The organism is Sphaerimonospora sp. CA-214678, assembly GCF_050942215.1.
Taxonomy (GTDB): Bacteria; Actinomycetota; Actinomycetes; order Streptosporangiales; family Streptosporangiaceae; genus Sphaerimonospora.
In genome coordinates, this window is record NZ_CP192056.1 from 5,565,150 (window position 1) to 5,580,653 (window position 15,504).

At 67.2% G+C, this 15,504-nt stretch carries 11 protein-coding genes, 1 tRNA gene and 1 pseudogene; 5 read left to right on the plus strand and 8 right to left on the minus strand.

Annotated features, from left to right (window positions below; all coding sequences use genetic code 11):
* Positions 1–39: 39 nt before the first annotated feature.
* The gene (locus tag ACQP1K_RS24800; protein ID WP_433498097.1) at positions 40–897 is read right to left on the minus strand and encodes a TatD family hydrolase; all 858 of its coding nucleotides are present in this window, start codon (positions 895–897) and stop codon (positions 40–42) included.
* A gap of 155 nt (positions 898–1,052) precedes the next feature.
* On the opposite strand from ACQP1K_RS24800, the gene ACQP1K_RS24805 reads away from it, so the two are divergent.
* Entirely contained in the window at positions 1,053–1,439 is a 387-nt protein-coding gene (locus ACQP1K_RS24805; RefSeq protein WP_433498098.1) for an SCO5389 family protein, read from the plus strand.
* A 674-nt stretch (positions 1,440–2,113) separates the two neighbouring features.
* Here the strand turns inward: ACQP1K_RS24805 and ACQP1K_RS24810 are convergent.
* The 3 genes from ACQP1K_RS24810 to ACQP1K_RS24820 all read right to left on the minus strand — a co-directional run bounded on the left by ACQP1K_RS24810 (position 2,114) and on the right by ACQP1K_RS24820 (position 6,565).
* Positions 2,114–3,154 carry a hypothetical protein gene (locus ACQP1K_RS24810; RefSeq protein WP_433498099.1) on the minus strand — a complete coding sequence of 347 codons (1,041 nt, stop codon included), beginning with the start codon at positions 3,152–3,154 and terminating at the stop codon, positions 2,114–2,116.
* 507 nt (positions 3,155–3,661) lie between these two features.
* Positions 3,662–5,281 (minus strand): methionine--tRNA ligase, encoded by a 1,620-nt coding sequence (gene metG / locus ACQP1K_RS24815; protein ID WP_433498100.1) that lies wholly within the window; start codon positions 5,279–5,281, stop codon positions 3,662–3,664.
* A 57-nt stretch (positions 5,282–5,338) separates the two neighbouring features.
* The gene (locus ACQP1K_RS24820) at positions 5,339–6,565 is read right to left on the minus strand and encodes a glycosyltransferase (RefSeq protein WP_433498101.1); all 1,227 of its coding nucleotides are present in this window, start codon (positions 6,563–6,565) and stop codon (positions 5,339–5,341) included.
* 94 nt (positions 6,566–6,659) lie between these two features.
* Between ACQP1K_RS24820 and ACQP1K_RS24825 the strand changes: the two genes are divergently transcribed.
* Positions 6,660–8,189, plus strand: coding sequence for a hypothetical protein (locus ACQP1K_RS24825; RefSeq protein ID WP_433498102.1), 1,530 nt, complete (start codon positions 6,660–6,662; stop codon positions 8,187–8,189).
* A gap of 69 nt (positions 8,190–8,258) precedes the next feature.
* Here ACQP1K_RS24825 and rsmI read toward each other — a convergent pair whose 3' ends face one another.
* Positions 8,259–9,080: a 16S rRNA (cytidine(1402)-2'-O)-methyltransferase gene (gene rsmI, locus ACQP1K_RS24830; RefSeq protein WP_433498103.1), complete on the minus strand. Its 822-nt coding sequence runs from the start codon at positions 9,078–9,080 to the stop codon at positions 8,259–8,261.
* A gap of 252 nt (positions 9,081–9,332) precedes the next feature.
* Between rsmI and ACQP1K_RS24835 the strand changes: the two genes are divergently transcribed.
* A complete protein-coding gene (locus tag ACQP1K_RS24835) occupies positions 9,333–10,970 on the plus strand; it encodes a dolichyl-phosphate-mannose--protein mannosyltransferase (protein ID WP_433498104.1) in 1,638 nt (545 codons plus the stop codon).
* A gap of 84 nt (positions 10,971–11,054) precedes the next feature.
* Complete coding sequence (locus ACQP1K_RS24840) at positions 11,055–12,353, plus strand: hypothetical protein (protein WP_433498105.1); 1,299 nt, start codon at positions 11,055–11,057, stop codon at positions 12,351–12,353.
* On the opposite strand, the pseudogene ACQP1K_RS24845 reads toward ACQP1K_RS24840, so the two are convergent.
* Positions 12,350–13,610: pseudogene (locus tag ACQP1K_RS24845) on the minus strand (RNA-guided endonuclease InsQ/TnpB family protein). The gene ACQP1K_RS24840 and the pseudogene ACQP1K_RS24845 sit on opposite strands and share 4 nt — an antisense overlap.
* Before the next feature lie 327 nt (positions 13,611–13,937).
* Positions 13,938–14,393: a DUF4188 domain-containing protein gene (locus ACQP1K_RS24850; RefSeq protein ID WP_433498106.1), complete on the minus strand. Its 456-nt coding sequence runs from the start codon at positions 14,391–14,393 to the stop codon at positions 13,938–13,940.
* An 84-nt stretch (positions 14,394–14,477) separates the two neighbouring features.
* On the opposite strand from ACQP1K_RS24850, the gene ACQP1K_RS24855 reads away from it, so the two are divergent.
* Complete coding sequence (locus tag ACQP1K_RS24855) at positions 14,478–15,149, plus strand: MerR family transcriptional regulator (protein ID WP_433498107.1); 672 nt, start codon at positions 14,478–14,480, stop codon at positions 15,147–15,149.
* Between the two features lie 265 nt (positions 15,150–15,414).
* Here ACQP1K_RS24855 and ACQP1K_RS24860 read toward each other — a convergent pair.
* A tRNA-Ala gene (locus ACQP1K_RS24860) sits at positions 15,415–15,491 on the minus strand.
* Positions 15,492–15,504 lie beyond the last annotated feature (13 nt).

Genomic DNA, 15,504 nt, shown 5'->3' on the forward strand with positions numbered 1-15,504 from the left:
CCACTCCCGCCCGCACGTCCCGGACGGGGGCGCGGGATGTCACCAGGCGCCGAAGGCGGCCTCGCCGTTCGCCATGATCGCGGCGGCGAGGTCGGCGACGTCCACGCCCTTGACCTCGGCCAGGCAGCGGAGCGTCAGCGGGATGAGGTAGGGCGCGTTGGGCTTGCCCCGGTGCGGCACGGGAGGCAGATAGGGCGCGTCCGTCTCGACGAGCATGAGCTCCTGGGGCGCGACGCGCGCCGCCTCGCGGAGATAACCGGCGTTCTTGTACGTCACCGGACCGGAGAACGACATGTAATAGCCCGCAGCGGCACACTGCTCGGCCAGGTCGGCGTCCCCGGAGAAGCTGTGAAAGATCACGATGTCGGGGGCGCCCTGGTCGGCGAGCACCTTCAACACGTCGTCGTGGGCGTCCCGGTCGTGGATGACGAGGGCCTTGCCGGTCCGCTTGGCGATCTCGATGTGCGCCCGGAAGCTCGCGTGCTGGTCCTCCTTGGCCGCGCTGTCGCGGAAGTAGTCGAGCCCGGTCTCCCCCACCGCCCGCACGTACGGCCGCCGCGCCAGCTCCTCGATCTCGGCCAACGTCTCGGGGATGGCGGCGTGCGCCGTGTTGGGGTGGATCGCCACGGCCGCGTAGACGTCCGCGTGCGCCGCGGCCGTGTCCGCGTTCCATCGGGACGACGGCAGGTCGTAGCCGACGCTCACCAGCCGGGTGACGCCGACGCTTCTCGCCTCGTCGAGGATCGTCTCGACCGTGGCGGCCGCCGCCTGGGCCGCCTGGGCGATCGGATCGCCTGAGGTGACCTTCCGCCTGCCGACCATGATGTCGAGGTGGCAGTGGCTGTCGAAAACCTCGGCGGGCAGTGCCTCCGGCGTCGGGGGAAGCTCATGCGACATGTCCCCAAACCTACCGCCCGGCGTCCCGCCCGTTCTCCACGCCGCGGTCGAAGGTCACCCTCCAGTGTCCTCAGCGGAATGACAACCATTACCACTAGGTGATAGACGCTGCGGTCAGGGCCACCTAGCGTCGGTGACATCCCAATGGAGGTGACATGTCACTGACCGTACCCCCTGATCTGCTGGAGCAAGCTCAACGGGGAAAGATCGACAACACCGCCTTCCTCGCTTGCATCCGCGACTCCCTGCCCTTCGCCTGGTCTCTCGTCAGCGATCTGGCCCGACGCCGCGAGGCGACCGGGGCCGAGTTCGTCGACAACCAGGTCGCCCCGCCGGACGAGACGGCCTACGGGCAGCTCTTCCGGGCACTCGCCAGCACGTCCATCCGCAAGGCGCTGGAGGATCACTTCGGCGTCCGCCTGGCCTTCCAGAACTGCCACCGGGTCGCCGTCTTCGACCCGTCGGCGGAGAAGGCGTACGCCGAGTTCGTCACCCCGGAGGCCCAGGTCCTCAACCAGAGCCCCGAGCTGGTCAACTGCTGACCCATCAAAATCTGAGAGCCCCCGGTTCCGCCGGGGGCTTTTTCCATTGACACAACCTTTCACGCGGCCTTGCCGACTGAACGAGGCCAGAAAAGATCACCTACCTGGGCAAGCGTTCTGCGGGACTTTCGTGTTGTTCGGTCCAAACGGAGACCCCTCAATGTCAAGGCCTGTCCAGTAGATACCGTAGGCCGCCTGAGGCGACTCATTCTCAGGTCGGACTGCGAAGAACTCCGAAACATACTGCTGACCATCCATCGTTCGGCCGTGAACTTCCAGCATCCACCCGCCTTCAGACTTACTTTGCGGGGGGATGTGTGCCACTCGTTTTACTTGGGGCCTGTCGCCGGGCAGCAGGCACCGTCTGAGAGCATCATTGAGAAGAGATGTACACGTCCCGGTGCTGCGCACATGCCTGGAACAGAAATCAGCGACCCCATTCTCCGCTACTCCAGTCACGACTTTTTCGAACATTGATTTCGCCATATCTTGCGTGAAATCGGCTACTGGGGAGTCAGCTTCGTGCGACGCGGTTGTACAGCCCGCCGCGCAAGAAATGATGACAGCGACGATAATTAGGCGCGCGGCCGAATACATGAGGAACTCCTAACCGTGAGGGAACGCGAATATAAGAGCCAGGCACACGCCCAGCCCTTATATTCACTTTTAAGTGATTAGATACAGAATCCTCCATCTATATAGTTGCATGTATCTCCGTTGAACCATTGGGTCCACTGGGGCCGGCCATCATTCTGTGCGACCTTCACCGAAACCTGATGCCTGGTGGTGCGCAAGTACTTCGTCTGCCCCTTCCAGTAGGTGCTCATCTTGCCAGGCTCAGGGTAGTCGTAGACGCGCTGTTCTTCGCAATGGTTATAAGAACCACCCACCGAGAACACCCCATACAAGGTGACCTCATAGCTTATCGGACGACAGTTTCCGATGCTTGAATTCTGCGGGCTGTAATCCACCGAGTATAAGGTTGGGGAGTCGTAGCGTGCCTCTTGGCCACGTCCGCACGAAATCAACTCGCCCCAGGTAGCCTGGCATGTATTCCAGGCCTCAAGACTGTAGTAATTCCAGGTCGAGTTTCCGTCGTACTTCAGCACGAAGCGCTTGTAGCAGGGCTCCTGCCAGAACCCGTCTTCATCCTTCCTTTTCGCGCAGTATTCATGATACTGTGCGACATACGGCTCCTGCTGAATAGCTACGGCCCCTTCGGATCCGAGCTGCGGATCATCTTGTGCATGAGGGTCAGGATCCTGATCGTCCCACTCAACCGTGACCAGGCACGGATCTGTGCCGTCCTGCTCGTTTCTGGGTCCGCCGATATATCGAACCTCGGTGGTGGTGTTGGGGAGAATCAGGGTCTCGGACTTCCGCTTGCATCGAGGGTCCGGGAGGGCCTTTGCGACATCCACCGCAATGACCTTATACTGCGATGCCATGGCTTGAGTTGATCTAGGCGCGGTGATCCCCCTAGCCCGAATCCTCTGTGAGAACTCCTCAAGGCTCTGGCTTCCGCTCTTGGTACGGGTGATGTCCTCGGAGTTCGTGGCGTCGAGTACGACAGTTTTCGGCACGACCGACGACCTGGCAACTTGTGCTTGAACCGAGGTCGTGTGGGCAGCTGAAGCCGAAGACACGTCGGTCAGCAGTAGCGCTAACGCGGAGGCCGCCGCGACAACTATCGCGGTCCATCGTTTGGTGGACATGGAGGGGTAGACTCCTTCTGCATCGATTGGTGCTCCACGGGTGGGAATACGTGGCCAAACGGGCCCACCCGTGGATCATGACAAGATCACTTGAACTCTATGACAAAAGTTTTGACTACTCAAGCCTTGACTTTATGTTCTTCCTTAGGAAGTGAATCTCGTCAGATCTGCCGCTGACGGGCCGAATCTTGGCCGAATCTCATCCCGGATCATGACAATCGACCCACTCAGCAGGTGATACGCAGATCTCAGTAGCGCCTGCCGGTCGGTGATGCCGAACCCCTGCTTATCCCTGTCCGGCCGCGATAGGTGATGACCCGGCAGATCAGCCAACTCCGCGAAAAGTTGGGCATAGCGGATAATCAGGCGATATCGATACGACGCTCGGTGTAGGTGAAGCCCAGGAACTCCACCAGTTCCTGGGCGTTTTCGAACGTCTCAGCTTTGAGCTCGTCGATATTGCGGATCGGGCGTGCCTGCTTCAGCTGATCAGCTCATCGACCGAGGTCACGATTTGGGGTCGTTGAGGCGGGGGAAGAGGATCTCGCCCTTGGTGACGTGGGCACCGGCCGGCAGCCTGCCCCACCGGGCGACGTCGGCGACGCGCTGGTCGGCGAGTGGCCCGAGATGGGGCTCGGCCCCGAGCGAGGCCCACAGCTTCGCGCAGGTGGCGGGCATGACCGGGTTGAGCAGGACCGCGATCGCGCGCAGCGACTCCGCCGCCGTGTAGAGGATCGTCGCCAGGCGGGCCCGGCCCTCCGGCGACTCGTCCTTGGCGACCTTCCACGGCGCCTGCTCGGTCAGATAGCCGTTGACCTGCTTGACGAAGTCGAAGATCGCGGCGATGCCGCCCGCGAAGTCCAGGTTGTCGCCGATCAGCGTGTCCGCTCGGGCGGTCGCCTCGGCCAGCCCGTCAGCGATCGCCTGCTCGGCCGGCCCCGACGCCACCGCCTCCGGCGCAGTGCCGCTGTTGCCCGCCTCCGGCAGGACGCCGTCGAAGTACTTGCCCACCATGGCGGCCACCCGGGATGCCAGGTTGCCGAAGTCGTTCGCGAGCTCGGAGGTGTACCGGGCCGAGAAGTCCTCCCAGGAGAACGAGCCGTCCTGGCCGAACGGGATCGCCCGCAGGAAGTAGTAGCGGTAGGCGTCGACGCCGAAGTGGTCGGTGAGCTGCCGCGGCGAGATGCCCGTCAGGTTGGACTTGCTCATCTTCTCGCCACCGACCATCAGCCAGCCGTTGGCGAAGACCCTGCCGGGCAGCGGCAGGCCGTTGGCCATGAGCATGGCCGGCCAGATGACGGCGTGGAACCGCAGGATGTCCTTGCCGACCAGGTGCACGTTCGCCGGCCAGGTCGCGTCGAACTTGATCTGGTCGGAGCCGTACCCCACGGCGGTCGCGTAGTTGAGCAGCGCGTCGATCCAGACGTAGATGACGTGCTTGGGGTCCCATGGGATCGGGATGCCCCAGTCGAAGGTCGACCTCGAGATCGACAGGTCCTGCAGGCCCTGCCGTACGAACTGGAGGACCTCGTTGCGCGCGGACGCGGGCTGGATGAAGTCGGGGTTGCTCTCGTAGAACTCCAGCAGGCGCGGGCCGTAGTCGGACAGGCGGAAGAAGTAGTTCTCCTCCTTCAGCCACTCGACCTGCCGCTTGTGGACGGGGCACAGGTCGCCCTCCAGCAGATCGCCGGGCGACTTGTACTCCTCACAGCCGACGCAGTACGGCCCCTCGTAACCGCCGCGATAGATCTCGCCCTTGTCGTAGAGGTCCTGCACGAACTCCTGCACGCGCTTGGTGTGGCGCGGCTCGGTCGTACGGATGAAGTCGTCGTTGGCGATGGACAGATGCGACCAGAGCGGCTTCCATGCCTCCTCAACGAGCTTGTCGCACCACTGCTGCGGTGTGACGCCGTTCGCCTCGGCCGTACGCATGATCTTCTGACCGTGCTCGTCCGTGCCGGTGAGGTACCACACCTTCTCACCGCGCTGGCGGTGCCAGCGCGTGAGCACGTCCCCTGCGACGGTCGTGTAGGCGTGGCCCAGGTGGGGAGCGTCGTTGACATAGTAGATCGGCGTCGTGACGTAGAACGCCGACTCCCCTGCTGTAGTCGATCCTGTAGCCGCCATGCCGAAATCCTATCGGCCCGGCGGCCCGTGCCATCCGCTATCGGGCTTGCTCGGCGATTACGCGCCGACGGCGGGCTGCTCGTGGCTGACGGCCTCCGCCGCCTCCTCGGCAGCGGACGCCGCGATGTCGACCGGGGTCTCCTTCGAGCGGCGGATGCCCAGGATGCTGATGAACAGCGCCGCGAAGATCGTCTGGAAGCTCATGATGAACGCGGTCGCCGACGGCACCACCAGGCGCAGCGACTCGGCCGGGATCAGCTCGCCGAATCCGCGTCCGCCCCAGTGCGCCAGCGAGGCGACCAGGCCGCCGAGACCGGCCACCGCGAGCAGCCCGCCGGCGATCAGGCCCTTCTCCAGCGTGATGATGTCCACGAGCCGCCGGACCCTGCGATCCTCGGGGAGGAAGCCCTCCTCCGCCGCGTACACCTTCGTGAACAGTGCGAACAGCACGGCCTGGAAACCGATCACCACCATGGCCGACGCCCCGACCAGCGTGTCGACGTCGAAGGCGAGCTTGCCGATGTAGACCGGGCCGAAGGTCAGCGCGGCGCCCGCGACCAGGCCGAAGGTCATGAGCACGAGGCCGGGGATGAAGAACAGCCAGCGGGGACTGTAGAGCAGCAGGAAACGCAGATGGCGCCAGCCGTCCCGCCAGGAGCGCAGGTGCGGCGGACGCGAACGGCCGTCGGGCGAGAGGGTCGTGGGCACCTCACGGACGTCCAGCCCCTGGAGCGTGGCCTTGACGACCATCTCCGAGGCGAACTCCATGCCGCCCGTCTGCAGGCCGAGCCGCATGATCGAGTCGCGGCGGAACCCGCGCAGGCCGCAGTGGAAGTCTCCGATCTCGCTCGGGAAGAACAGCCGGCCGACGAACGACAGGACCGGGTTGCCCAGGTAGCGGTGGAGCGGCGGCATGGCGCCCGGCGCGATCCCGCCCCTGAAGCGGTTGCCCATCACCAGGTCGGCGCCGTCGCGGAGTTGCTCGACGAACGGCAGCAGGCCGGTGAAGTCGTAGGAGTCGTCCGCGTCGCCCATGATGACGAACTTGCCGCGGGCGGCCCGGATGCCGCCCATCAGGGCGTTGCCGTACCCCTTCTGGTCGACGTGGACCACACGGGCTCCGGCGTCCCTGGCGAGCTGCTGGGAGCCGTCGGTGCTTCCGTTGTCAGCGATCACCACCTCGCCGTCGATCCCGTGCTCACGCATGCAGGCGAGGGCCTTGCGTACACAGGTCTCCACGGTTTCGGCCTCATTGAGGCATGGCATGACAACGGTCAGTTCCACGTCGCAACTCCTTGCATTGACGCCAGGTACCAATGATGCCCGCTTCCCTGTAGCGCCCGGGTCAAGTCCCCGAAACGGCTGGCATTCTGTAACCATGGTCGCGGTCGCTGATCCTCCGGCAGTCGGCGCCTCCCCGGTCCGGGGCTGGCGGCGGCTGGCCGTCCTGCCGCGCCGTCATCGGCTCTTCACGGCCGCGCTCGCGCTGGGAGCGGTCCTGCGGGTCATCACGATGCTCGGCTTCGGCCCGGCCATGTGGTTCAACGACTCCTATGATTACGTGTCGGTGGCGCTGCGGCCCCGGCCGCATCCGATCCGCCCGGACGGTTACGGTTTCTGGCTGCTCGTCCTCAAGCCACTGCACAGTTTCTCCCTGGTCGTCTTCACCCAGCACCTCATGGGTCTCGCGACCGCCGTACTGATCTACGCACTGCTGACCAGGAAATTCGGCGTCCCACCCTGGGGGGCTACGCTCGCCGCCGCCCCCGTGCTGTTCGACGCGTACCAGATCCAGCTCGAGCAGCTCATCATGTCCGACGCGATGTTCATCCTGCTCGTGGTGGGCGTCGTCACGCTGGTGCTGTGGCATCGCAGGATGTCGTGGCGGGTCGGGGCCGCCGTCGGGCTGCTGCTCGCCATGACGGCGCTGACCCGCAGCATCGGCCTGCCGATCCTGTTCCTTGTCGTCTGCTACCTGCTCATCAAGCGGGCCGGGTGGCGGCCGATCGCCGCCATGGTCGTCGCGTGTGCCGTGCCCGTCGTCGCGTACATGAGCTGGTTCAAGGCGGTCAACGGGCAGTTCGCCATGACCAACAGCGACGGGGTCATCCTGTACATGCGCACGTCCCTGTTCGCCGACTGCCACAGGATGAACCTGGACAAGCGCGAGGAGCTCGAGCTGGCGCTGCTGTGCATCAACACGCCGCCGGAGCAGCGCGTGCCCTCGGCCCAGGCCTACCTGTGGTGGGACGACCAGAACCAGCTGCACGTCTTCGGCTCCGGCATGAAGTTCACCCCGGAGATCAACGCCAACGCCAGCGAGTTCGCCAAGAAGGCGATCCTCGCCCAGCCGGGCGACTACCTGGCCGCGGTGGCCAAGGACTTCTTCCGGGCCTTCCGCTGGGATCGGCCGCAGTTCCCGGACGCCAAGACCTTCAAGCTGTACGAGTTCAGCAACGAGTACACGCGCTCGATCCCGAAGTGGAGCTCGTACGGCAGCACGACGGACCGGGACGTCGAGGCCTACGAGAACGGCCCGGCCGCCACCCGCGCGGTCTCGCCGTGGTCCGACATCATGATCGGCTATCAGAAGATCGTGCGGTTCCCCGGCCTCGGGCTGGGCCTGCTGCTGCTCGCCGGCCTGTACGGCGTGGCCGTGCGGTGGCGGGAGCTCGGCGGGCCGGCCCTGCTGCCGTTCCTCGGCGGCGCCGGGCTGATCCTGGCGCCGGCGGCGACCGCGGAGTTCGACTACCGCTACCTGGTGCCCGCGATCCCGCTCGCCTGCCTCGCCGCCGCGATCGCGATCGCCGGACGGCGCTCACACCCGGCGGACGACCTCGTCATCCCCGGATGGCCGGACGCCCCCGGCCGGCCGGGTTGGTCCGGGTTGCGCCGCCGTCCCTGGTAGCCGCTCCGGGCAGACGCCCCCGACGGGCGTTCCCCGCAGGGGCTCCCGCCCCGGGTGTCCGGGCGGACCTCAGCGACCGTGGACGGCGTCGTACAGGTCGCGTTTGGGGATGCCGGCGGACTTGGCCACGTCGACGATCGCGTGTTTGCGCGACACGCCCGAGGCCTCCCGCCGGGCCACCTCGTCGACCAGCTCTGCCATGTCGGGCGGGGCGAGGTCGGGCGGCAGTCCCGCCACGACGAGCGTGATCTCCCCCCTGACCTCGCCCGCCGCCCAGTCGGCCAGCTCGGCGAGGGTGCCGCGCCGCACCTCCTCGTACGTCTTGGTGAGCTCACGGCAGACGGCGGCCGCACGGCCGGGGCCGAACGCCTCGGCCATCGCCTCCAGGCAGGCGCGCAGGCGGTGCGGCGCCTCGAAGAACACCATCGTGCGCTCCTCGGCGGCCAGGCCGGCGAGCCGCCTGGCCCGCTCCCCCGGCTTGCGCGGCGGGAACCCCTCGAAGCAGAAGCGGTCGCTGGGCAGGCCGGAGACGGCGAGCGCGGTGGTGACGGCCGACGGACCCGGCAGGGCGGTCACCGGCACGCCCGCGTCCACGGCCAGCCTGGTGAGCCGATAGCCGGGATCGGACACCCCCGGCATGCCGGCATCCGTGATCACCACGACCGTGCTGCCCTGGACCAGCGCCTCCAGGAGCTCGGCCGCCCGCCGGCTCTCGTTGGCGTCGTAATAGGAAACGACGCGCCCGGTCAGGGTCACGCCGAGGTCGGCCGCGAGCCTTCTCAGCCGCCGGGTGTCCTCGGCGGCGATCACGTCGGCGGTTCCCAGTGCCTCGCGGAGCCGCGGCGTCGCGTCTCCCGTACGGCCGATCGGGGCTCCTGCGAGAATCAGCACCGATCCAGCCTATGACCTCGCCGGCTTCTCGGTCGTGAACGGGCGAGCCCGCTCGGCACGTAAGGTTTCGAAGACCGGCACGTAGGACCTCGAAGGGTCCTCGTGTGAGCCCTCGTGGGTTTTCCACCTGAGCCGCTGGAGAATCCTCACCGTTTCCGGCTGAAACGTTCACCCGTGAACGGCCGGATATCCCCAATCCTCGCGTAGGCGATGTTCGAAGCCTGCCCTCGCCAGTACGCTGTCGGAGTGGCCGTGACCGATTCCCCTTACCAGGCGTTCGAACAGCCCGAGCAGGGGTCCCCGACCTCCCAGAGCGGCGACCCGGACTCATCCGGCTCGCCCGCCGTCTCCCTGCGCGACCGGATGGTCCCGCCCCTGAGTGGCGACGCTCTGTGGGGCTGGATCGGCCCGATCGCGGTCGCGGCGTTCGGGGCGGTCCTGCGATTCCTCCATCTCGGCACGCCCAAGGTTCTCATCTTCGACGAGACCTACTACGCGAAGGACGCCTACTCGACGATCAAGTTCGGCGTCGAGCGGCAGTTCGTCGACGGCGCCGACGCTCTGGTGAACGCGGGCAACCTGAACATCTTCAAGCACTGCGAGCAGGCGGACCAGTGCGCCAGCTATGTGGTGCATCCGCCGCTCGGCAAGTGGATCATCGGCCTCGGCGAGATGATCTTCGGAATGAACCCGTTCGGGTGGCGGTTCGCCGCCGCCCTGCTGGGATCGATCTCCATCCTGATCCTCGCGAGGGTGGCCCGGCGGATGACCCGGTCGACGCTGCTGGGCTGCCTGGCCGGGTTCCTGCTCTCGCTCGACGCCCTCCACTTCGTGCTGTCCCGTACGGCGCTGCTGGACATCTTCCTGATGTTCTGGGTCCTCGCGGCGTTCGCCTGCCTGGTCGTCGACCGCGACCGGGTGCGCGCGCGGCTGGCCGACTGGCACGAGGCCGGGCCCCCTGAGGACGCCCGGGGCGTCGGCCCGTCGCTCGGTCTCCGGCCCTGGCGGCTCGCGGCCGGCCTGTGCCTGAGCGCCGCGCTGGCCACCAAGTGGACCGGCCTGTTCTACATCCTCGCCCTCGGGATCATGTCGCTGGTCTGGGACGCGGGCGCGCGGCGGGCCGTCGGGGTGCGCAGGCCGTACATCGGGATGTTCCGGCGCGATCTGCCGCTCACCGCCCTCTGGGCGGGCCTGATCCCGGCGGTGGCCTACGTCGCTTCGTTCGCCGGCTGGTTCGCCACCGACGGCGGCTTCGGCCGCAACTGGACCGAGGCGACGTCCGGCGGGCCGTTCCACTTCGTGTCCAAGTCCCTGGGCTCGTGGATCGACTACCAGGTCCAGGTGCTGACGTTCCATGAGGGGCTGCAGACCTCGCATCCGTACCAGTCCACCCCGTGGTCGTGGCCGCTGCTGCTCAAGCCGGTCGCGTTCTTCTACGAGCAACCCACGTCCTGCGGGACCCCGTCGTGCTCGTGGGCGGTGCTCGGCACCGGAACCCCGGTGATCTGGTACGGCGGACTGATCGCCCTGATCGCGATGATCACCTGGTACGTCGCGACGCGCGACTGGCGCGCCGGCGCGGTGCTCCTCGGCTACGCCGCCGGCTGGCTGCCCTGGTTCTACTTCGCGATCGTCGGCAACCGGACGATGTTCCTGTTCTACGCGATGCCGCTGGTGCCGTTCATGATCTTGGCGATCGTGCTGGCCTTCGGACTCCTCATCGGAGGCGCGGACACCTCGCGCCGGCGTCGCCTCGGCGGAATCGTGGGAGCCGGGACGTTCGCCCTGCTCGCGCTGGCCAACTTCTGGTGGCTCTATCCGGTGATCGCCGCCGAGGTCCTGCCGTACGATGACTGGTTTGCCCGGATGCTTTTCCGATCGTGGGTTTGATCCCCCGTATCGTTGGTCGCGGGGGTGGTCGCCATGATGCCGGGTCGTCGTCAACGATGGGGTCCATACGGCAGACTGCGGGTCATGCCCGCACCTGATGTGGCCGCGCTTCTGGCACGGCTGGAGCGCTCGGAGCCGCACATCGCCGAGTCGGCCCGTGTTGCCGTCGAATGGCTCGCCGGCGGCGAAGCGCTGGAGACCATCAGCCAACTCGACGTATGCGAGTTCCTCTGGTACACCCTGCCCGTCAAGGTGGCCGGCGACCGCCGGACCATCGCGCGGGCACTCGGCGAACTGCTGCGGCTGGGTGGCATGCAGCGATACGCCGCCCTCTGCGACTCACCGGTCACGGCGCGGATCCTGCGGACGTACGCCCGGGAGGGCGAGGAGGTCGGGATGGCCGCCTACCACCAGGCGCTCGAAGCGACCGGGGTGGTGCCCCCGGACATCGCGGAGCTGTCCTGGAGCTCCATCATGGGGCCGGAGGAGATGGGCGCGCACGTCGCCTGTGCCGCCGCCCTGGAGCTCGCGATAGTGTCCGGCGAACCGCTGGACCGGGCGGAGCTGACCCGGCGCTGGCTCACCGTCCCCCGCACGGAGCTGGGCGGCGACTGCTGGCTGCACCGCGTACACGGGGAGCGGCTCAACCGCTGGGTGCTCGGCCGCGGCCCGGCCCGCCGGGAGCTCGCCCAGCCCTTCGAGGTGCGGCTGCACGCCCCCGTACCACCACCGGAGGGCCCGCATCTGGAGCCGCTGCGGTGGCTGCTCGGGCTGGCCCGCCACGGCATCCGCCTCACCGAACGGCTGAACCTGGCCCGGGCCGTCGCCGTCGAGGCCGTGGAGCGCTTCGGCTGGGAGACCAACACGACGGGATCGGTCCGCAGTGAGGCCGAGGTGTTCGCGCTGACCACGCTCAAAGGCATCGCCCTTCGGGAGCTGCGGGTGCTGCGCCGTACGGGTCGCAAGCTCATCCTCACCCCGACCGGACGGGAGCTGCTGGACGACCGGGGAGCGCTGTGGACCGCGGCCACGACCGCGCTGCTCACCCCGGCGGCGGGCGAGCACGAGTTCGAGGTCTCCGCACGCGAGTCGGCGCTGATGCTGCTGGCCGACGGTGCTTCGCTGGACTTCGGCGAGCTGCGTGCCCGGGTGGCCGAGGTGGTGAACGGCGAGGGCTGGCGTACGGCACGGGGCGACCGGGTGTCCACCCTCGACCTGACCGCACCGCTCGGCGAGCTGGAGCGTCGCCTCGACGCCCTCGGTCTGCGCGTCGACTGCGGGTGGAACTCCCCCTGGCAGCTCAGCCCCGCCGGCCGGTCGGCCGCGCTGGCCGCGCTGCGTGCCCAGGCCCTGCGCCCCCGCCAGTACGCGGGGCTCGGCTAGTGCCGCGACGCTGGGGACTGTCTGTTGACTTCCTCCCCTCCCTGAAGAGAGGGGATTCCGACCGTCGCCGGTCGGATCTTCCTGCTTCACCGCCGGTCGCCTCGTCCGAGAGGACTCTCGTTGAGGTCTTACACCAGCTCCACAGGCGTTCTACCTCTCCGCCAGCCCGGCGGCGAGGATGTTACGTGCGGCGTTGACGTCCCGGTCGTGGACCGCCCCGCAGGCGCACTCCCACGACCGGACGTTCAGCGGCATCGCCTCTTGCAGGGTGCCGCACGCCGAGCACAGCTTGCTGCTGGGGAACCACCGGTCCACGGTCACCAGCGTGCGTCCGTACCAGGCGCACTTGTACTCCAGCATCGAGCGGAGTTCCCGCCAGGACGCATCGGAGATGGCGCGGGCCAGGCTGTGGTTGCGGACCATGTTGCGGACGGTCAGGTCTTCCACGGCGATCACTTGGTTCTCGCGAACAAGCCGTGTGGTGACCTTGTGCAGGAAGTCGCGCCGTCGGTCGGTGATCCGCGCGTACACGCGGGCGACCTTCAATCGGGCCTTCTCGCGGTTTTTCGAGCCCTTCTGCTTGCGGGCCAGGGCACGCTGCGCCTTGGCGAGCTTGCGCCGGTCACGCCGCTCATGCCGGGGGTTGGTGACCTTCTCCCCGGTGGAGAGCGTGACCAGGGCGGTGACCCCGGCGTCCACCCCAACCCGGTTCCCACTCGGGTCGAGTGGGCGGATCTTCTCCTCGACCAGAATCGACACGAACCACCGCCCGGCCGCGTCCCCGCTCACGGTGACCGTGGACGGCTCCGCCCCCTCCGGAAGCCGGCGCGACCACACGATGTTCAGCGGGCCGTCCATCTTCGCCAGGAACAGCCGCCCGTCCTTCCAGCGGAACGCGGAGCGGGTGTACTCCGCCGACGCACGCGAGCGCTTACGGGACTTGAACGCTGGGTACTTGGCTCGCTTGGCGAAGAAGTTCGCGAACGCCGCTTGCAGGTGCCGAAGCGCCTGCTGGAGCGGCACGCTGGACACCTCGTTGAGGAACGCCAGTTCCTCGGTGCGCTTCCAGGCGGTGAGCATCGCCGAGGTCTCCACGTAGGAGACCCGGCGGCCCTCTTGGGTGTAGGCGCGGGTCCGCTCCTCAAGAGCCTTGTTGTAGACCAGGCGCACGCACCCGAACGTCCGGGCAAGCTCCTCGGCCTGCTCGGGGGTCGGGTAGAAGCGGTACTTGTACGCCCGCTTCACAAGCTGCGCCATGCCTCACATTTTACCGTACGATCAGCTAAGCATCATGCAGGTGTTCGAGACGGCGGTTCGCCTGGCAGCGAACCGCCTATCCCTGCCCTGCTCCGCAGGGGTCCGATTCCTCCCCCGCCTGAAGGCGGGGGTCTCCTCGGAGGTCCTGATGAATACCGCCCGTCGCGGGCGTGGATCCAGACGGACGCATCGTAAGCCGGAGGAGGAGGCCGTAGCGGAGCCTACGGCCGGCGAGTCCAGCGCGGTGTTCGGGGCCCCCGCGGTCGCGGGGTGGAGCAGGCGCCGTCCGGGCCGCGCGCACTGTCCGACAGGCCCTCGCCCCAGGCGTCAGTTCCGTACGGCGAAGCGCTCGGCGGACCTGTCGCCCAGCTTCGTCGTGGGCGCGAGTTCCCCCGCCCGGCCAAGGCCGAAGGGCGGCATGTTGACGTAGACGGTTTCATAGCCGCTGACCGCGTAGGTCTCATGCCAGATCCCCACGGCCTCGCTCCGGTACGCCTCCCGGAAGAAACGCTGCCAGGCCGGCCAGTGGTTCGCATCGCGGTTCTTGGCGTAGGCGAGCAGGTGGTCCATGCTGCGCCAGTACTGCACCATCAGCGTCGTCCTGCCGTTGAAGAAGTTCTCGAAGCCCAGCAGTCCGTGGGCGGGGTCGACCTGAAGCTCCTTGAGCATCGGCGTCATCGCGCGGGCCACCGGAAGCCACTTGCGCAGCGCCCTGAACCGATTGATCCGCATCCCGACCAGGAAGACGACGAAGTCGCCGTCGATCCGAGCGCTCTGGCGCATGATCACATCCTTTGGATAGTGGAACTATTCAATGCCTGGATAGTAATGCTATCCATCAACTTTGGCAAGTAGTACTATCCAGTTATGCGGATATCCCAGCTCAGCGCCGAATCCGGGGTGCCCATCCCGACGATCAAGTTCTACCTGCGTGAGGGTCTGCTGCCCCAGGGCAGGCAGACGTCGGCCACCCGGGCGGAGTACGACCAGTCGCACCTGCGCAGGCTGCGGCTCATCCGAGCGCTCCTGGAGGTCGGACGGCTGCCGGTGTCGTCGATCCGCAAGATCATCGAAGCCGTGGAAGACGAGGAGACCGACATCCACGAGATGTTGGGAACCGCCCATTACGCGCTCAGCCCGGCACCCGAGCCCGTCCCCGATGACGAGGACTGGCGCGCTGCCCGAGAGATCGTCGATCACCTGGTCACCGACCTCGACTGGCAGCATGTGCGCCCGGACGCCCCGACCCGCGACGAACTGGCCCAGACCCTTGTCACGCTGAAGCACCTCGGCATGCCGGTGACGCGCGACGATTTGCTCCCCTACGCCAGAGCAGCGGACACCCTGGTCAAGGAGCACGACATAGGGAAGATCCCCATTGACGGGCCGCGAGACACGGCCGTCGAGGCGCTGGTGATCTGCCAGGTCCTGTACGGCAAGGCGTTCGACGCGCTGCGCCGCCTCGCCCAGGAGTCCGAGTCGGCGCGACATTTCGGCATCCGTCCGTCGGACGACTGTGTCGCCGGCCCTCCGGAATGACCGGAAGCGCGAAGTTTCCGGACGGCGCCTCGGTGTGCTCTGGTCCTCCGTCGGAGGAATGCCGCCTTTCACCCACGTACGGAAGCGGTGATCGCCGGAGATCACGCCAAGAGAACGAACTTTCCGCTGGTCGACGACCGAGCCGGTCGACAAGCCCACCGATGCTGAGCCTGCCCGCCGCGAGTGGAGTCGGCGCCGCAGTCACTCGGTCGGTCGCCCAGAAGAGCAAGAGGCCGGTCCCGCTGGGCGGAACCGGCCTCTGTCGTGGTGGAGCTATGGGGATTTGAACCCCAGACCCCTTCGATGCGAACGAAGTGCGCTACCGGACTGCGCTATAGCCCCAACGACCTCGACC

Excerpts from the sequence above, each read along its gene's own strand:
- ACQP1K_RS24855 (WP_433498107.1), top strand. The coding sequence starts at position 14,478 with ATGCGGATATCCCAGCTCAGCGCCGAATCCGGGGTGCCCATCCCGACG.
- ACQP1K_RS24850 (WP_433498106.1), bottom strand. The coding sequence starts at position 14,393 with ATGCGCCAGAGCGCTCGGATCGACGGCGACTTCGTCGTCTTCCTGGTC.
- ACQP1K_RS24840 (WP_433498105.1), top strand. The coding sequence starts at position 11,055 with ATGCCCGCACCTGATGTGGCCGCGCTTCTGGCACGGCTGGAGCGCTCG.
- ACQP1K_RS24805 (WP_433498098.1), top strand. The coding sequence starts at position 1,053 with ATGTCACTGACCGTACCCCCTGATCTGCTGGAGCAAGCTCAACGGGGA.
- ACQP1K_RS24810 (WP_433498099.1), bottom strand. The coding sequence starts at position 3,154 with ATGTCCACCAAACGATGGACCGCGATAGTTGTCGCGGCGGCCTCCGCG.
- ACQP1K_RS24800 (WP_433498097.1), bottom strand. The coding sequence starts at position 897 with ATGTCGCATGAGCTTCCCCCGACGCCGGAGGCACTGCCCGCCGAGGTT.
- metG (WP_433498100.1), bottom strand. The coding sequence starts at position 5,281 with ATGGCGGCTACAGGATCGACTACAGCAGGGGAGTCGGCGTTCTACGTC.
- ACQP1K_RS24825 (WP_433498102.1), top strand. The coding sequence starts at position 6,660 with ATGGTCGCGGTCGCTGATCCTCCGGCAGTCGGCGCCTCCCCGGTCCGG.